This window comes from Streptomyces sp. LX-29 (assembly GCF_029541745.1).
Classification (GTDB): Bacteria; Actinomycetota; Actinomycetes; order Streptomycetales; family Streptomycetaceae; genus Streptomyces.
The window spans coordinates 3,188,487-3,204,384 of record NZ_CP089746.1; the positions used below are offsets into that span (position 1 = coordinate 3,188,487).

The following is a 15,898-nucleotide window of genomic DNA, read 5'->3' on the forward strand; positions in this document are numbered from 1 at the left end:
CTTGTCGGGGCAGTGTGGTCTGACTTGGGGGTCCGGGGACGGCCGGGGCTTGAGGGCTCTCAAGCCCCGGCCAGACCCGTCAGACCTCTTCGACGCTGCTCGGCTCGCGCCGGGACAGGTCGATACCGAGCTCCTCCGCAGCGCGGAAGACGTCCTCATCGGTGTCACGCATCTCGATGGACATGCCGTCGCTGGACAACACCTCCACGTTGAGGCACAGGGACTGCATCTCCTTGATGAGCACCTTGAAGGACTCGGGGATGCCGGGCTCCGGGATGTTCTCGCCCTTGACGATGGCCTCGTAGACCTTCACGCGGCCGGTGACGTCGTCGGACTTGATGGTCAGCAGCTCCTGGAGGGCGTACGCGGCGCCGTAAGCCTCAAGCGCCCACACCTCCATCTCACCGAAGCGCTGGCCACCGAACTGAGCCTTACCACCCAGCGGCTGCTGGGTGATCATCGAGTACGGACCGGTGGACCGGGCGTGCAGCTTGTCGTCCACCAGGTGGTGCAGCTTGAGGATGTACATGTAGCCGACCGAGATCGGGTCCGGGAACGGCTCGCCGGAGCGGCCGTCGAACAGCCGGGCCTTACCGGAGGGGAGCACCAGGCGCTCGCCGTCACGGTTGGGCACGGTGTGCTCGAACAGACCCGCCAGCTCGTCCTCGCGGGCACCGTCGAAGACCGGGGTCGCGACGTTGGTGCCGGGAGCGACCTCGTCGGCGCCGATCGCCTGGAGCCGCTGCATCCACTCCTCGCTGCCCTCGACCTTCCAGCCTCGGGAGGCCAGCCAGCCGAGGTGGATCTCCAGGACCTGTCCCGGGTTCATTCGGGACGGGACACCCAGCGGGTTGAGGATGATGTCGACCGGGGTGCCGTCCTCTAGGAACGGCATGTCCTCGACCGGCAGGATCTTGGAGATGACACCCTTGTTGCCGTGGCGGCCGGCGAGCTTGTCACCGTCGGTGATCTTGCGCTTCTGCGCGACGTAGACGCGGACCAGCTGGTTCACGCCCGGCGGCAGCTCGTCGCCCTCCTCGCGGTCGAAGACGCGGACGCCGATGACCTTGCCGGTCTCGCCGTGCGGCACCTTCAGCGAGGTGTCACGGACCTCACGGGCCTTCTCACCGAAGATCGCGCGCAGCAGGCGCTCCTCCGGGGTCAGCTCGGTCTCACCCTTCGGGGTGACCTTGCCGACCAGGATGTCGCCGGCGATGACCTCGGCGCCGATGCGGATGATGCCGCGCTCGTCGAGGTCGGCCAGGACCTCCTCGGAGACGTTCGGGATGTCCCGGGTGATCTCCTCGGGGCCGAGCTTGGTGTCACGGGCGTCGACCTCGTGCTCCTCGATGTGGATCGAGGAGAGGACGTCGTCCTGCACGAGGCGCTGCGACAGGATGATCGCGTCCTCGTAGTTGTGACCCTCCCACGGCATGAACGCGACCAGCAGGTTCTTGCCGAGCGCCATCTCACCGTTCTGGGTGGACGGACCGTCGGCGAGCACCTGGCCCTCGATCACCCGGGCGCCCTCGTCGACGACGACCTTCTGGTTGAAGGAGGTGCCCTGGTTGGAGCGGGAGAACTTGGCCACGCGGTAGGTGGTGTACGTGCCGTCGTCGTTGGCCACCGTCACGTAGTCGGCGGAGACCTCCTGGACGACACCGTCCTTCTCGGCCTTGATGACGTCGCCGGCGTCGACCGCGCAGCGGTACTCCATGCCGGTGCCGACCAGCGGCGACTCCGCCTTGATCAGCGGAACGGCCTGGCGCATCATGTTCGATCCCATGAGCGCGCGGTTGGCGTCGTCGTGCTCGAGGAACGGGATCATGGCGGTCGCGACCGACACCATCTGGCGCGGCGAGACGTCCATGTAGTCCACGTCGGCCGGGGCCACGTAGTCGATCTCGCCACCACGGCGGCGGACCAGGACGCGGGCCTCCTCGAACCGGTTGTCGGCGGTCAGCGGCGCGTTGGCCTGCGCGATGACGAAGCGGTCTTCCTCGTCAGCGGTCAGGAAGTGCACCACTTCGGTGACGACACCGTTCTCGTCGACCTTGCGGTACGGGGTCTCCACGAAACCGAACGCGTTGACCCGGCCGTACGAGGCCAGCGAGCCGATCAGACCGATGTTCGGGCCTTCGGGGGTCTCGATCGGGCACATGCGGCCGTAGTGCGACGGGTGCACGTCACGGACCTCGAAGCCGGCCCGCTCACGGGAGAGACCACCCGGGCCCAGCGCCGACAGACGACGCTTGTGGGTCAGACCCGACAGCGGGTTGGTCTGGTCCATGAACTGGGACAGCTGGCTGGTGCCGAAGAACTCCTTGATGGAGGCGACGACCGGCCGGATGTTGATCAGGGTCTGCGGCGTGATCGCCTCGACGTCCTGGGTGGTCATCCGCTCACGGACGACGCGCTCCATACGAGCCAGACCGGTGCGGACCTGGTTCTGGATGAGCTCGCCGACGTTGCGCAGACGACGGTTGCCGAAGTGGTCGATGTCGTCGGTCTCGACGACGATCGTCTGACCGTTGGCGCCGACCGTCTCGGCCTCGCCCGCGTGCAGCTTCACCAGGTACTTGATCGTCGCGATGATGTCGTCGACGGTCAGCACGCCGGCGTCGAGCGGGGCGTCCGCGGCCAGCTTCTTGTTGACCTTGTAGCGGCCGACCTTGGCCAGGTCGTAGCGCTTCGGGTTGAAGTAGAGGTTCTCCAGCAGCGTCTGCGCGGCCTCACGCGTCGGCGGCTCGCCCGGACGCAGCTTGCGGTAGATGTCGAGCAGCGCGTCGTCCTGGCCCTGGGTGTGGTCCTTCTCCAGGGTGGCGCGCATGGACTCGTACTCGCCGAACTCCTCGAGGATCTGCTCGGTGGTCCAGCCGAGCGCCTTGAGCAGGACGGTCACGGACTGCTTGCGCTTGCGGTCGATGCGGACACCGACCATGTCGCGCTTGTCGACCTCCATCTCCAGCCAGGCACCCCGGGAGGGGATGATCCGGGCGGAGAAGATGTCCTTGTCGGACGTCTTGTCGATGGAGGAGTCGAAGTAGACACCCGGCGAGCGCACCAGCTGCGACACCACGACACGCTCGGTGCCGTTGATGACGAAGGTGCCCTTGTTGGTCATGAGCGGGAAGTCGCCCATGAAGACCGTCTGGGACTTGATCTCGCCGGTCTCGTTGTTGGTGAACTCGGCGGTGACGAAGAGCGGCGCGGCGTAGGTGAAGTCGCGCTCCTTGCACTCGTCGATCGAGTTCTTCGGAGGCTCGAAACGGTGGTCGCGGAAGGTCAGCGACATCGACCCGGAGAAGTCCTCGATCGGGGAGATCTCCTCGAAGATCTCCTCCAGACCGGACTTGGTGGGGACGTCCTGACCGCTGTCCAGCGCTGCCTCGACGCGAGCCTTCCAGGCGGCATTGCCGAGCAGCCAATCGAAGCTCTCGGTCTGCAGCGCGAGGAGGTTCGGAACCTCGAGAGGCTCCTTGATCTTCGCAAAGGAGATGCGCAGCGGGGCGGTGCTGGCGCCGTTGTTCGTATTGGCGGTCGAGGCGTTGCGCGAGGCGGCCAAGAGGGGGTCCTTCCGAGGGCTCGGACTCACTACGCGCGTACCGGTCCCACCGCACACATCGAGACGAAATCCCAGGTCAGGGCACTTCAATCAGCTGTGTTCAACGGTGGGCATGCCCCTGGTGACGGGCAGGGAGCAGCTAACAGGCAGCGCAAAGGGTCAGTGTAGCCACTCGGCACACTGATGTCCAGAGCAGGGTTTCGGAGACCGTCGCTGCTCCCACTCTTCCTCCGGAAGGCAATCTCTCCACCCGGGAGGGTTGCCCCTCATTGTCACTCAACGCCAACCGCGAGCTACGCGCTGAAGGCGCATTTCGATACTGCCCACTCCGGCACCGATCCATGCCTCGAACCTGGATCGGTGCTGACGTCGCGTCCTGAGAATTGCGCGCTGCGTGCCGTTCGTCAAGGCCCCGCACTCCGGTGAGATCGTCACAGGACGTGGCGGCGGGCAACGAAGATCACCATACCTGTCGGGGCGGAGAAGGCAACGCAGCCGTCACGGGAACGCCGAAGGGCGACCACCCAGACGGGTGATCGCCCTTACGGTACGACCGAGTGGGCCCGCGCCGTGCGACGCGGAGCCCCACTAGGCCGTGAGGGTCACTTGACCTCGACGGAGGCGCCGGCGCCCTTGAGGGACTCGGCGGCCTTCTCGGCCTGCTCCTTGTTGACCTTCTCCAGGACCGGCTTCGGGGTGCCGTCCACGAGGTCCTTGGCCTCCTTCAGACCCAGGGAGGTCAGCTCACGCACGACCTTGATGACCTGGATCTTCTTGTCGCCGGCACCGGTGAGGATGACGTCGAACTCGTCCTTCTCCTCGACGGCCTCGGCGGCAGCGCCACCAGCGGCACCACCGGCGACGACGACCGGCGCGGCAGCGGCGGCGGTGACGTCGAACTTCTCCTCGAACGCCTTCACGAACTCGGAGAGCTCGATGAGGGTCATCTCCTCGAACTGCGCGAGCAGCTCGTCCTGGGTGAGCTTCGCCATGGTGGCGGTCCTTCCACTAAGTCGGCGGGTGCCGGATGTACATGTGAGGCGGGCGTGCGCCTTACGGCGTTACTGCGTCGACGTCTGGCCCGCTGTGACCGCGCCGCTCAGGCGGCGGTCAATGTGCGAGCCGAGTTACTCGGCACCGCCCTGCTCGGCCTGCTTGGCGCGCAGCGCGTCCACGGTGCGGACGAGCTTCGACGGCAGCGCCTGGAAGACAGAGGCAGCCTGGGACTGCTTGCCCTTCATGGCACCGGCCAGCTTGCTGAGCAGAACCTCGCGGGACTCGAGGTCCGCAAGCTTCTTGATCTCGTCGGCGGACAGCGCCTTACCTTCAAGGACACCGCCCTTGATGACGAGAGCGGGGTTCTCCTTGGCGAAGTCACGAAGACCCTTCGCCGCCTCGACCGGGTCCCCGGTCACGAAGGCAACGGCGGTCGAGCCCTTGAGGTGCTCGTCCAGGGTGATCCCGGCCTCATTGGCCGCGATCTTGGTCAGCGTGTTCTTCACCACACGGTACTGCGCGTTGCCACCGAGCGAACGGCGCAGCTGCTTGAGCTGCGCAACGCTGAGCCCGGTGTACGAGGTCACAACAGCGGCGTTGGAGCTACGGAACTTGTCCGTGATCTCCTCGACAGCTGTGGCCTTGTCGGGCCTCGCCATGAGCCTCGGCCTCCTTCCGGGTGGTAACGGACCGCGTAGCGTCGGGAAGGCGGCTGGGCAAAACGAAACGCCCCGGCGCAGGCGCGCGGGGCGTGACTCAACCGAATGAATCCATAAGGAATCACTTGGGAGTAGCTTCCACAGTCACCTGCGCAGGTCGCCCGCAGCTAGCGGATCCTTCGGCCGCCGCACCCCATGAGAGGCACAGCAACGACCAGCGGTCTTTGGCTTCCGTGGAAGCGTACGCGAATGGTGCTTCGGCAGGCAAATCAGCTCTGCGGGAGCGCGTCCTCGAAGTTCATCGTGTCCGCGGTGGGCGGCTCCTCCACCGAGACGTCCGTGCCGTAGTCGGTGTAGTAGACGGTGGAGTCGTACGCGCCGCTGGTGCTGTCGGCCCGCTCGCGCTTCTTGAGCAGCAGGTCGTTCTCGTCGACCCACACGTCGATGGTCTCGGTCTCCATGCCGGCCTGCTGCAGCTGCGCCTGGAGGTTCTTCAGGTCCTCCTCGGTGAGGTCCTTGGACTGCATCTTGGCCAGGTCCGCCACCTTCACCGTGCCGGTGTAGTGGGTGGTGTCGATGCCTCGGACCTTCTCCTCGCCCATGCTCTTGACCTTGCCGGTGGCGACGAGCAGTTGGACCGCGCGGGCCGGGTCGGTGTTCTGCATCTGGTCCTGGAGGAACTTGCCGGACGCGCCCGCCTGCTTCGCGAGGGTGGCGTAGTCGTACTTCATCCAGTGCTTGCCGCCGGCCTTGGGGTCGGCCGCCAGGGCGTCACCGAGGTTCACGAACATGGCGTCCGGGGTGTAGCGGGCCTCCATGGGCTTGTTGTCCATGGGGGTGCCGGAGACGGCGCCGCCGGTCTGGGTGATGGTCATGGTGGCGCGCATGCCGTCCGACCAGTCCATCTGACCCTTCATCGAGGTGGTCGCGGGGCCCATCTGGGTCGTGCCCTCGACCTTGGCCGAGTTCTGCTTCCGCGTGTGCTCCGAGACGTTCTGCAGGGCGGTGAGCGCGTTGCCGGCCGCCGGGCCCACCTTGTCGCCGCCGGTGCTGTTGCCGCCGCCGGCCTTGTCCGAGTCGGAGCCGCAGCCGGTCAGGGCTATCGCCAGCACGGCGACGCTCGCGGCCGCCGCGACGCGGCCCTTCAGACGAGTCGTGTGCACAAGTCCCCCTCGTTTTGCTTCTTGCCGTCAACAGGCGGGGAGCAGCCTAGCGGAGATGGGGGACGGTGCAACGCGGCGAGCCCGGCCCCCCGTTGGGGGGGCCGGGCTCGCATCGCTTTCGCCGCTACGCGACCGCCGTCAGTCTCAGACGGTCTCGTCCTCGACGAGGAGGTTGCGGGTGCGGTTCGAGTCGACCTGGATGCCGGGGCCCATCGTGGTGGTGATGGTGGCCTTCTTGATGTAACGGCCCTTGGCGGCGGACGGCTTCAGACGCAGGATCTCCTCCAGCGCCGCACCGTAGTTCTCCACGAGCTTGGTGTCGTCGAAGGACACCTTGCCGATGATGAAGTGGAGGTTCGAGTGCTTGTCGACGCGGAACTCGATCTTGCCGCCCTTGATCTCGGTGACGGCCTTGGCGACATCCGGGGTGACGGTGCCGGTCTTCGGGTTCGGCATCAGACCACGCGGACCGAGCACGCGGCCGAGGCGGCCGACCTTGCCCATGAGGTCCGGGGTGGCGACGACGGCGTCGAAGTCCAGGCGGCCCTTGGCGACCTCGTCGATGAGCTCGTCGGAGCCGACGATGTCGGCGCCCGCGGCACGCGCGGCCTCGGCACGGTCGCCGGTCGCGAAGACCAGGACCCGGGCGGTCTTACCGGTGCCGTGCGGAAGGTTCACGGTGCCACGGACCATCTGGTCGGCCTTACGCGGGTCAACGCCCAGACGGAAGGCGACCTCGACGGTGCCGTCGAACTTGGTGGCGGAGGTCTCCTTGGCGAGACGGACGGCCTCGAGGGGGGCGTACAGACGCTCCCGGTCGATCTTCGCGTCCGCGTTGCGAAGAGTCTTGCTGCGCTTCACTGCTGCTCCTGCGGTTCAGGGATGGAGTCGTGGTCCGGGCCAGCGCCTGGCCCTGCCACTGAAGACGTACGGGGCTGAACTCAGCCTTCGACCGTGATGCCCATGGAGCGGGCGGTGCCGGCGATGATCTTCTCGGCGGCGTCCAGGTCGTTGGCGTTCAGGTCGGGCATCTTGGTGGTGGCGATCTCGCGGACCTGGTCGCGGGTGATCTTGGCGACCTTGGTCTTGTGCGGCTCGCCGGAGCCCTTCTCCACGCCCGCGGCCTTGAGGATCAGCTTCGCGGCCGGCGGAGTCTTGGTCACGAAGGTGAAGGAACGGTCCTCGTAGACCGTGATCTCCACCGGCACGACCATGCCACGCTGCGACTCGGTCGCGGCGTTGTAGGCCTTGCAGAACTCCATGATGTTGACGCCGTGCTGACCCAGCGCGGGGCCGACCGGCGGAGCCGGGTTCGCGGCACCGGCCTGGATCTGGAGCTTGATAAGCCCCGTGACCTTCTTCTTCTTGGGAGGCATGCTCTCTCCGGGTCCTGTATTCCGGGCTCGCCGCCGGACGCTGTGACCCGGTGTCGACGGTCGATCGTGCTCGGGCCCTCGCTCGGACCTCCGCGCGCTCTCCCCTTCGACACCGGCGCGCCCTTCGGCTCACTCGGCGTGTGAGAGGTTTTCCGCCTCCGGTCCGGATCATCCGGATGGAGGCATACCGCACAACGATAACGGGTAAGGCCATGCGGCTAAAAACCGAGCAGGTCAGGCAGTCCCCCGGCTCTCACCGGGAGGCGCCCCGAGGGGCCCGCCTGACCTGTTCGGACGTCTGGTATCCGGAAGGACGATCAGTTCTTCTGGATCTGGTCGAAGCTCAGCTCGACCGGGGTCTCGCGGCCGAAGATCTCGACGAGGCCCTTGACCTTCTTCGAGTCGGCGTTGATCTCGTTGATGGTCGCCTGGAGGGTGGCGAACGGACCGTCGGTGACGGTGACCGAGTCGCCGACCTCGAAGTCCAGCACCTGGACCTCGACCTTGCGGCTGGGCGCCGGGCGGCCCTCGGCCTCGGCGGCCTCCTTGGCGGCCTTCGCCTCGGCCTCGGGGGCGAGCATCTTGACGATCTCGTCCAGGGTCAGCGGGTACGGGTCGTAGGCGTTGCCCACGAAGCCGGTGACACCCGGCGTGTTCCGCACGACGCCCCAGGACTCGTTCGTCAGGTCCATGCGCACCAGCACGTAGCCGGGGAGCTTGTTCTGGCGGACGGTGCGGCGGTCGCCGTTCTTGATCTGGACGACCTCCTCCTGCGGCACCTCGGCCTGGAAGATGTAGTCCTCGACGTTGAGCGAGACGGCGCGCTGCTCGAGGTTGGTCTTCACGCGGTTCTCGTAGCCCGCGTAGGTGTGGATGACGTACCACTCGCCGGGGAGGGTGCGCAGCTCCTCGCGCAGGGCGGCGACCGGGTCGACGGCCTCGGCGGCCGGCTCCTCGGCCTCCTCCTCGGCGGTCTCCTCGTCCTCGGCTTCCTCGGCCTCGTCCTCGACGGACTCCTCGTCTTCGACGGACTCCTCGTCCTCGACGTGGAGCGCGGCCTCCTCGGCCGCCTGGCCCGCCTCGGCGTCGACAGCCTCGACCTGGTCGTCGTCGGCCGCCTCGACGATGTCGAGCTCGTCCTCAACGGACTCGACGGGCTCGTTCAGGTTCGGGTCAGACACGGTGGCTGCTTCTTCCTGGCTTCAAGAGGGGTGGAACGAGTGAAGGGGCAGCCCGGTGGGGCCGCCCTCACGGATGAGCTAGCCGAAGACGTACTTGACGGCTTCGCTGAACCCAAAGTCAATCACGGTAACGAGGCCGATCATGATGACGACGAAGACGATCACCACCATGGTGTACGTCGTCAGCTGGCCGCGCGTCGGCCAGACGACCTTGCGGAGCTCGGCGACGACCTGGCGGTAGAACAGCGCGAGGCGACCGAGAGGGCCCTTCTTCCCGCGCTTGCCACCGCGGCGACCCTTCTTGGCCGCCACCTCGTCCTCGGGACGACCGCTCTCAGGCGTCGCGGTGGAGCCAAGGGCTTCCGTCACTCGTCCTCACCTGAATCCGGATCGTGGCCGTGCCGCGTCCGGCCCGGCCGTACAGCGGTGCTTCCCGCATTACGCATGTGATACACGCGCATCCTCATGAAGATGCGTGTAGCAGGGCCGGAGGGACTTGAACCCCCAACCGCCGGTTTTGGAGACCGGTGCTCTACCAATTGAGCTACGACCCTTCGCGGCTCACCAACCTACCGCATCCGACCGGCTGCACGGAGTGTGCGGGACGGAAACGATGGCGTGTGTGGCCAACGACGGATGAGTGTACGTGTTCTGCGGCCGGGCGTCGAACGAGATATCCGTCGAGCTCGCCGCGACCCCCGTTTTCGGCCCGGTTTCCGGCCCGGTTCGCGGCCCCGGTCCGGCCGGGGAAACCCCGTGGTCAGCCGGGGATCCGGCCCGGAAAAACCCGGTGGGACACGCCGTGGGACGCGTCCCGAAACCCGTGTGTCCCGGCCGTCGCGAGGATGCGACGATGCATGCATGAGCGCTGCTACTCCTGCCCCGTCCGCACCCACCGACCGCCGGGTCTCGGCCCGCGTCGGGTCGATCTCCGAGTCGGCCACCCTCGCCGTCGACGCCAAGGCCAAGGCCCTCAAGGCCGCCGGCCGCCCGGTGATCGGCTTCGGCGCGGGCGAGCCGGACTTCCCCACCCCCGACTACATCGTCGAGGCCGCGGTGGAGGCCTGCCGTGACCCCAAGAACCACCGCTACACCCCCGCCGGCGGCCTGCCCGAGCTGAAGGCCGCGATCGCCGCCAAGACGCTGCGCGACTCCGGTTACGAGGTCGAGGCGGCGCAGGTGCTCGTCACCAACGGTGGCAAGCAGGCGATCTACGAGGCGTTCGCCGCGATCCTGGACCCGGAGGACGAGGTCATCGTCCCGGCTCCGTACTGGACCACCTACCCCGAGTCCATCCGGCTGGCGGGCGGCGTCCCGGTCGATGTCGTCGCCGACGAGACCACCGGCTACCGGGTCTCGGTGGAGCAGCTGGAGGCGGCGCGCACCGAGCGCACCAAGGTGCTGCTCTTCGTCTCCCCGTCCAACCCGACCGGCGCGGTCTACAGCCGCGCCGAGGTGGAGGCGATCGGCCGCTGGGCGGCCGAGCACGGGCTGTGGGTGCTGACCGACGAGATCTACGAGCACCTGGTCTACGGCGACGCGGAGTTCACCTCGCTGCCGGTGGTCGTGCCCGAGCTGCGCGAGAAGTGCATCGTGGTCAACGGCGTCGCCAAGACCTACGCGATGACCGGCTGGCGGGTGGGCTGGGTCATCGGCCCGAAGGACGTCATCAAGGCCGCGACCAACCTCCAGTCGCACGCCACCTCCAACGTCTCCAACGTCGCCCAGCGCGCGGCCCTCGCGGCGGTCTCCGGCGATCTGGAGGCGGTCGACGAGATGAAGGTCGCCTTCGACCGGCGGCGCCGCACCATCGTGCGGATGCTCAACGAGATCGAGGGCGTGTTCTGCCCGGAGCCCGAGGGTGCGTTCTACGCCTACCCGTCGGTCAAGGGGCTGCTGGGCAAGGAGATCCGCGGCAAGCGGCCCGCGACCTCCGTCGAGCTGGCCGAGCTGATCCTCGAGGAGGCCGAGGTCGCGGTGGTCCCGGGTGAGGCCTTCGGCACCCCGGGTTACCTGCGCCTGTCGTACGCGCTCGGCGACGAGGACCTGGTCGAGGGCGTCTCGCGGCTGCAGAAGCTGCTGAGCGAGGCGCGCGCCTAGGCGGACGCTCCCCGGCGGGTCCGGGACCGGTTGCGGGGCCCTTCGGGGCCCCGCACGCGTATTCGGGGATGTGCTCCTGTGGGGAATCCCCCTTCCGGTCCCGGTGTCCGATACGGCAGGATCTTGGGATGTTGCAGTCCCCTGGAGACCCCCCTCCGCACGACCGGGCAGTCCCGCCCCACGGGGCACCCGGCACGCGAGAGCTGCGCCTGTTGCCCAAGGCGCACCTGCATCTGCACTTCACCGGCTCGATGCGACCCGGCACCCTGCTGGAGCTGGCCGACAAGTACGGCGTCCACCTGCCGGAGGCGCTCAGCGGCGGCGAACCGCCGAGGCTACGGGCCACCGACGAACGCGGCTGGTTCCGCTTCCAGCGGCTCTACGACATCGCCCGGTCCTGCCTGCGAGAGCCGGAGGACATCCAGCGGCTGGTGCGCGAGGCGGCCGAGGAGGACGTTCGGGACGGCTCGCAGTGGCTGGAGATCCAGGTCGATCCGACCTCGTACGCCCCGCGGCTGGGCGGACTGATCCCGGCCATGGAGATCATCCTGGACGCGGTGGACCGCGCGGCGCGCGATACCGGCCTGGGCATCCGGGTGCTGGTCGCGGCCAACCGCATGAAGCACCCTCTGGACGCGCGCACGCTGGCCCGACTCGCGGTGCGCTATCGCGACCGCGGGGTCGTCGGCTTCGGCCTGTCCAACGACGAGCGGCGCGGCCTCGCGCGGGACTTCGACCGCGCCTTCGCCATCGCGCGGGAGGGCGGGCTGCTGGCGGCGCCGCACGGCGGCGAGCTGACCGGCCCGCACAGCGTCCGGGACTGCCTGGACGATCTGCACGCGGCCCGCGTGGGGCACGGCGTGCGCGCCGCGGAGGACCCGCGCCTGCTGCGCAAGCTCGCCCAGCGCGGCGTGACCTGCGAGGTGTGCCCGTCGTCCAACGTGGCCCTCGGGGTCTACGAGCGCCCGGGGGACGTGCCGCTGCGCACCCTCTTCGAGGCGGGCGTGCCGATAGCGCTGGGCGCCGACGATCCGTTGCTCTTCGGTTCCCGACTGGCCGCCCAGTACGAGCTGGCACGCGTGCACCACGGCTTCACCGACACGGAGCTGGCCGAGCTGGCCCGCCAGTCGATCCGCGGCTCGGCCGCGCCGGCGGAGGTCCAGAAGCAGGTGCTGGCGGGGATCGACGACTGGCTGGCGGGCTGAGACGGCGCCGGGGCGGGTGCGGGCTGAGGCGGCGCCTGGGGCGGGCGCGGGCCGCTACCGCCCCGTACGACCCCGGGGCCGCCCGGGGGAGCTCTGTGGCGCCCTCGACGACGGCGCCGGGCCCGGCAGCCCCCTGGCCGCCCCGTGACGCGCCGTGATCGGCGCCCGTGGGCGGCGGGGCCCGGTGAGTTCGCCCCGGCGCCGGACCGTCCCCGTCCCCTGGCGCGTGGACGCGTCCCTAGAGGCTCACGCCGACCGTCACGGGCTCGTTGACCAGGGTGACCCCGAAGGCGGCGTGGACGCCGTCGCGGACCTCGCGGGCGAGCGTCAGCAGGTCCTCGGTGGTGGCCCGGCCGCGGTTGGTGAGCGCGAGCGTGTGCTTGCCGGAGATGCGGGCCGGGCCGTCCCCGTAGCCCTTGGTGAAGCCGGCCTTGTCGATCAGCCAGGCGGCGGAGGTCTTGATGTGGCCGTCGCCCGCCGGGAAGGCGGGCGGGGCGACGTCCGGGCCGAGCCGCTCGGCCACGCGGCCCAGGAAGGCGGCGTGCTCGACCTCGCTGAGGATCGGGTTGGTGAAGAACGACCCCGCCGACCAGGTGTCGTGGTCTTCCGGGTCCAGCACCATGCCCTTGCCCGCGCGGAGCTTCAGCACGGTCTCGCGGGCGGTGGCGGCGGGGACCCGGTCGCCCACCTCGACACCGAGCACCCGCGCGGTCTCGCCGTACTTGATCGGCGCGGAGAGTCCGTCCGCGTCCTCCAGGGCGAAGCGGACCCGCAGCACGACGAAGCGGGTGGGGTCGTCCTTGAAGCGGCTGTGCCGGTAGCCGAAGCCGCAGTCGGCGTTGGGGATGGTCACGACCTCGTCGGCACGCCGGTCGTAGGCGACGACCTCGGTGATCGTGGCCGAGACCTCCTGGCCGTACGCGCCGACGTTCTGGATCGGCGTGGCACCGGCCGAGCCCGGGATGCCGGCCAGGCACTCGATCCCCGCCAGACCCGCCTCGACGGTGCGCGCCACGGCCTCGGGCCAGTTCTCGCCGGCGGCCAGTTCCAGCTGGGTGCCGTCAAGGGTGAAGCCGGTGGTCGCGATGCGCAGCGCGGTGCCGGCGAAGCCCTTGTCCGAGATCACCAGGTTGCTGCCGCCCCCGATGATCAGCAGCGGGGTGCCGGCGGCGTCCGCCTCGCGCACGACCGCGATCACGTCGTCGTCCGTGGTGGCCGTGATCAGCCGGGTGGCCGGCCCGCCGAGCCGGAAGGTGGTCAACGGGGCAAGCGGGGCGTCATGGAGTTCCTGCACCCGCACAAGGGTACGGGGTGCCTTTCCGGCGGCCGGCCGGGCCGGGGCGTCGCCCCGGCCCCGTAGGGCCCTCCGGCGCGACCGGGTCGGCCGGATCCGCCGGATCGGCTGGGGGGCGCCGTGCGCGCCCCGGGCGGCCGAGCCGGCCGGCGGCGCCTACACGGCCGACGGGACCCGGGCGGGCGCCTCGGATGCCTCCGGCGCCTCGGAACGTGCCGGGGCCTCGGAGCCGGCGACCGCGCGGGACGGCAGCAGCAGGGCGGCCACCGCCGCCAGGGCCACCGCGGCGGCGCCGACCCACAGCGCCGGCGCGATGCCGTCGACGAAGGCGGCGGGCGACTCGTAGCCGCCCCGTGACGAGAAGACGGAGGCCAGGACGGCGACGCCGAGGGTGCCGCCGACCTCACGGAGGGCGTTGTTGGCGCCGGAGGCGATGCCCTGCTCCGCCGGGCGGACGCTGGACATGACCAGGTTGGCCGCCGGGGCGAAGTAGAGCGCCATGCCGATGCCGCTGATGACCAGCGCGGGCAGCTGCGCGGCATAGGAGACGTCGGCGTCCATGACGAGCGCGAAGAGCGCCAGGCCGACCGCCTGGAGGGCGAGCCCCACGGCGACGACGGGACGGCCGCCCACGCGGTCGGAGAGGTATCCGGCGATGGGCGCGACGATCATCGGCATGCCGGTCCAGGGCAGCATCCGCAGCCCGGCCTCGGTGGGCGAGTAGCCGCAGACCTGCTGGAGGAACTGGCTGAGCAGGAAGATCGAGCCGAACATCCCCAGGAACATCAGCAGGCTGGCCGCGTTGATCGCCGAGAAGGCGCGTCCGCGGAAGAGCCGCATCGGCAGCATCGGGTTGCGGCCGCGGACGCCGTGGCGGACGAAGGCGAAGAGCAGCACGGCGCCGACGATCAGCCCGGTGAGCACCCGGCCGCTGGTCCAGCCGTGCGGGGTGGCGCTGACCAGCCCGTAGACGATCCCGAAGAGGCCGAGGCTGACCAGGACGGTGCCGGGGACGTCGAGCCGGGCGCCGGGCGCGCGGGACTCGCTCAGCCGCAGTCGGGCGAGCGGCAGCAGGGCGATGCCGAGCGGCACGTTCAGCCAGAAGATCCACTGCCAGGAGACGTGCTCGGTGAGGCCGCCGCCGATGAGCGGGCCGCTGGCGACGGCGAGGCCGTTGACGGCTCCCCAGATGCCGTACGCCATGCCCCGGCGCTCGGCCGGCACCGCGCTGGTGAGCAGGGTGAGGGTGAGCGGCATCATGATCGCGGCGCCGACACCCTGCACCGCGCGGGCGGCGATCAGCCCGTCGAGGCCGGAGGCCATGGCGGCGACGGCCGAGGCCCCGGTGAAGATCGTGAGACCGACCAGGAAGAGCCGGCGGCGTCCGTAGCGGTCGCCCAGGGCGGCGCCGGTCATGAGCAGCACCGCGAAGGTGAGGGTGTAGGCGTTCACCGTCCATTCGAGGTCCGCGAGGCCGCCCCCGAGGTCCTCGCGGATGGCCGGCAGCGCGGTGGTGACCACCAGGTTGTCCAGGGCCGCCATGAAGCCGGCGACGCTGGTGATGACCAGTGCCCAGACGGCGTCCCCGCGCCGGGCGGGCTGGTGCTGTTCCATGAATCCCCCTGAAGATTAGTTATTGCTTACTAACTTTCGTGCTCATGGCGATGCGCGGGGCGGGCGCGGAGGAACGAGGGCCACTCCCCCGTGGCGGTCCGCCGTCGACCGATCCCCGCCCCGCGCGGTCCGCTACCGCCCCCGCTCGACCGGGATCTCGGAGAAGTCCGACCAGACCCGGTGATCCGGCGGGAAGCCCAGCGAGGCCAGGACGTTGATCAGCATTCCGTAGGCCATGAACTCGGTCGTCTCGCCGACGTCCGCCCCCAGGGCCAGGTGGGACGAGTCCCACAGCTCCGCCCAGCTGGCGCGGATCGCCTCGCCGAACTCGCGGTCTCCCGCCGCCTCGGCCGAGGCCACGGCGACGTAGACCTGCATCTGCATGAGCAGCCGCTCGGGGTCGGCGAGGAGCTTCTTGTAGGCCTCGGCCATCGCCATGTGCGCGCCCTCGGGCGGCACGTCGCGCGCCGCCTCCGCCATCGCCTCCCGGGTCTCCCGGAGGCAGCGGGTGGCCGCCGCCAGGAAGATGGCCTGCTTGTTCGGGAAGAGCCGGAACAGGTACGGCTGCGAGACCCCCACCCGACGCGCGATCGCCTCGGTGGACGTGCCGCGGTAGCCACCGCGCGCGAACTCGGTGATCGCGGCCCGGATGACGCTCTCGCGCCGCTCTTCCGCACTCATTCTGACCATGGAAAGGAAGTTAGTGGCCAATCACTAACAGGTCAAGGGCGAAAGCCGCCCCCGG

13 protein-coding genes and 1 tRNA gene are annotated in these 15,898 nt (G+C 69.4%); 2 read left to right on the plus strand and 12 right to left on the minus strand.

The window, feature by feature from the left end:
* Positions 1-79: 79 nt before the first annotated feature.
* The 9 genes from rpoB to LRS74_RS13640 all read right to left on the minus strand — a co-directional run bounded on the left by rpoB (position 80) and on the right by LRS74_RS13640 (position 9,494).
* Positions 80-3,565, minus strand: a complete 3,486-nt coding sequence (gene rpoB / locus LRS74_RS13600) for a DNA-directed RNA polymerase subunit beta (RefSeq protein ID WP_144380928.1) — start codon at positions 3,563-3,565, stop codon at positions 80-82.
* 602 nt (positions 3,566-4,167) lie between these two features.
* Positions 4,168-4,557 carry a 50S ribosomal protein L7/L12 gene (gene rplL, locus LRS74_RS13605; RefSeq protein WP_144380927.1) on the minus strand — a complete coding sequence of 130 codons (390 nt, stop codon included), beginning with the start codon at positions 4,555-4,557 and terminating at the stop codon, positions 4,168-4,170.
* 135 nt (positions 4,558-4,692) lie between these two features.
* Complete coding sequence (rplJ, locus tag LRS74_RS13610; RefSeq protein ID WP_144380926.1) at positions 4,693-5,220, minus strand: 50S ribosomal protein L10; 528 nt, start codon at positions 5,218-5,220, stop codon at positions 4,693-4,695.
* A 269-nt stretch (positions 5,221-5,489) separates the two neighbouring features.
* Positions 5,490-6,383 (minus strand): hypothetical protein, encoded by an 894-nt coding sequence (locus LRS74_RS13615; RefSeq protein WP_277741248.1) that lies wholly within the window; start codon positions 6,381-6,383, stop codon positions 5,490-5,492.
* A 144-nt stretch (positions 6,384-6,527) separates the two neighbouring features.
* Entirely contained in the window at positions 6,528-7,244 is a 717-nt protein-coding gene (gene rplA, locus LRS74_RS13620) for a 50S ribosomal protein L1 (RefSeq protein ID WP_277741249.1), read from the minus strand.
* A gap of 80 nt (positions 7,245-7,324) precedes the next feature.
* Positions 7,325-7,759 carry a 50S ribosomal protein L11 gene (gene rplK / locus LRS74_RS13625; RefSeq protein WP_020869305.1) on the minus strand — a complete coding sequence of 145 codons (435 nt, stop codon included), beginning with the start codon at positions 7,757-7,759 and terminating at the stop codon, positions 7,325-7,327.
* Positions 7,760-8,076: 317 nt separating this feature from the next.
* Positions 8,077-8,940 carry a transcription termination/antitermination protein NusG gene (nusG, locus tag LRS74_RS13630; RefSeq protein ID WP_277741250.1) on the minus strand — a complete coding sequence of 288 codons (864 nt, stop codon included), beginning with the start codon at positions 8,938-8,940 and terminating at the stop codon, positions 8,077-8,079.
* Between the two features lie 78 nt (positions 8,941-9,018).
* On the minus strand, positions 9,019-9,309 hold the full coding sequence (gene secE, locus LRS74_RS13635) for a preprotein translocase subunit SecE (RefSeq protein ID WP_144380923.1): 291 nt from the start codon (positions 9,307-9,309) through the stop codon (positions 9,019-9,021).
* 112 nt (positions 9,310-9,421) lie between these two features.
* A tRNA-Trp gene (locus tag LRS74_RS13640) sits at positions 9,422-9,494 on the minus strand.
* A gap of 307 nt (positions 9,495-9,801) precedes the next feature.
* Between LRS74_RS13640 and LRS74_RS13645 the strand changes: the two genes are divergently transcribed.
* The gene (locus LRS74_RS13645) at positions 9,802-11,040 is read left to right on the plus strand and encodes a pyridoxal phosphate-dependent aminotransferase (RefSeq protein WP_277741252.1); all 1,239 of its coding nucleotides are present in this window, start codon (positions 9,802-9,804) and stop codon (positions 11,038-11,040) included.
* 128 nt (positions 11,041-11,168) lie between these two features.
* The gene (locus LRS74_RS13650; protein WP_277741253.1) at positions 11,169-12,245 is read left to right on the plus strand and encodes an adenosine deaminase; all 1,077 of its coding nucleotides are present in this window, start codon (positions 11,169-11,171) and stop codon (positions 12,243-12,245) included.
* Positions 12,246-12,483: 238 nt separating this feature from the next.
* On the opposite strand, the gene LRS74_RS13655 is transcribed toward LRS74_RS13650, so the two are convergent.
* The 3 genes from LRS74_RS13655 to LRS74_RS13665 all read right to left on the minus strand — a co-directional run bounded on the left by LRS74_RS13655 (position 12,484) and on the right by LRS74_RS13665 (position 15,843).
* Positions 12,484-13,539, minus strand: coding sequence for a UDP-N-acetylmuramate dehydrogenase (locus LRS74_RS13655; protein ID WP_277741254.1), 1,056 nt, complete (start codon positions 13,537-13,539; stop codon positions 12,484-12,486).
* A gap of 156 nt (positions 13,540-13,695) precedes the next feature.
* Complete coding sequence (locus LRS74_RS13660; protein ID WP_277741255.1) at positions 13,696-15,153, minus strand: DHA2 family efflux MFS transporter permease subunit; 1,458 nt, start codon at positions 15,151-15,153, stop codon at positions 13,696-13,698.
* A 132-nt stretch (positions 15,154-15,285) separates the two neighbouring features.
* Positions 15,286-15,843 (minus strand): TetR/AcrR family transcriptional regulator, encoded by a 558-nt coding sequence (locus tag LRS74_RS13665; protein WP_277741256.1) that lies wholly within the window; start codon positions 15,841-15,843, stop codon positions 15,286-15,288.
* Positions 15,844-15,898 lie beyond the last annotated feature (55 nt).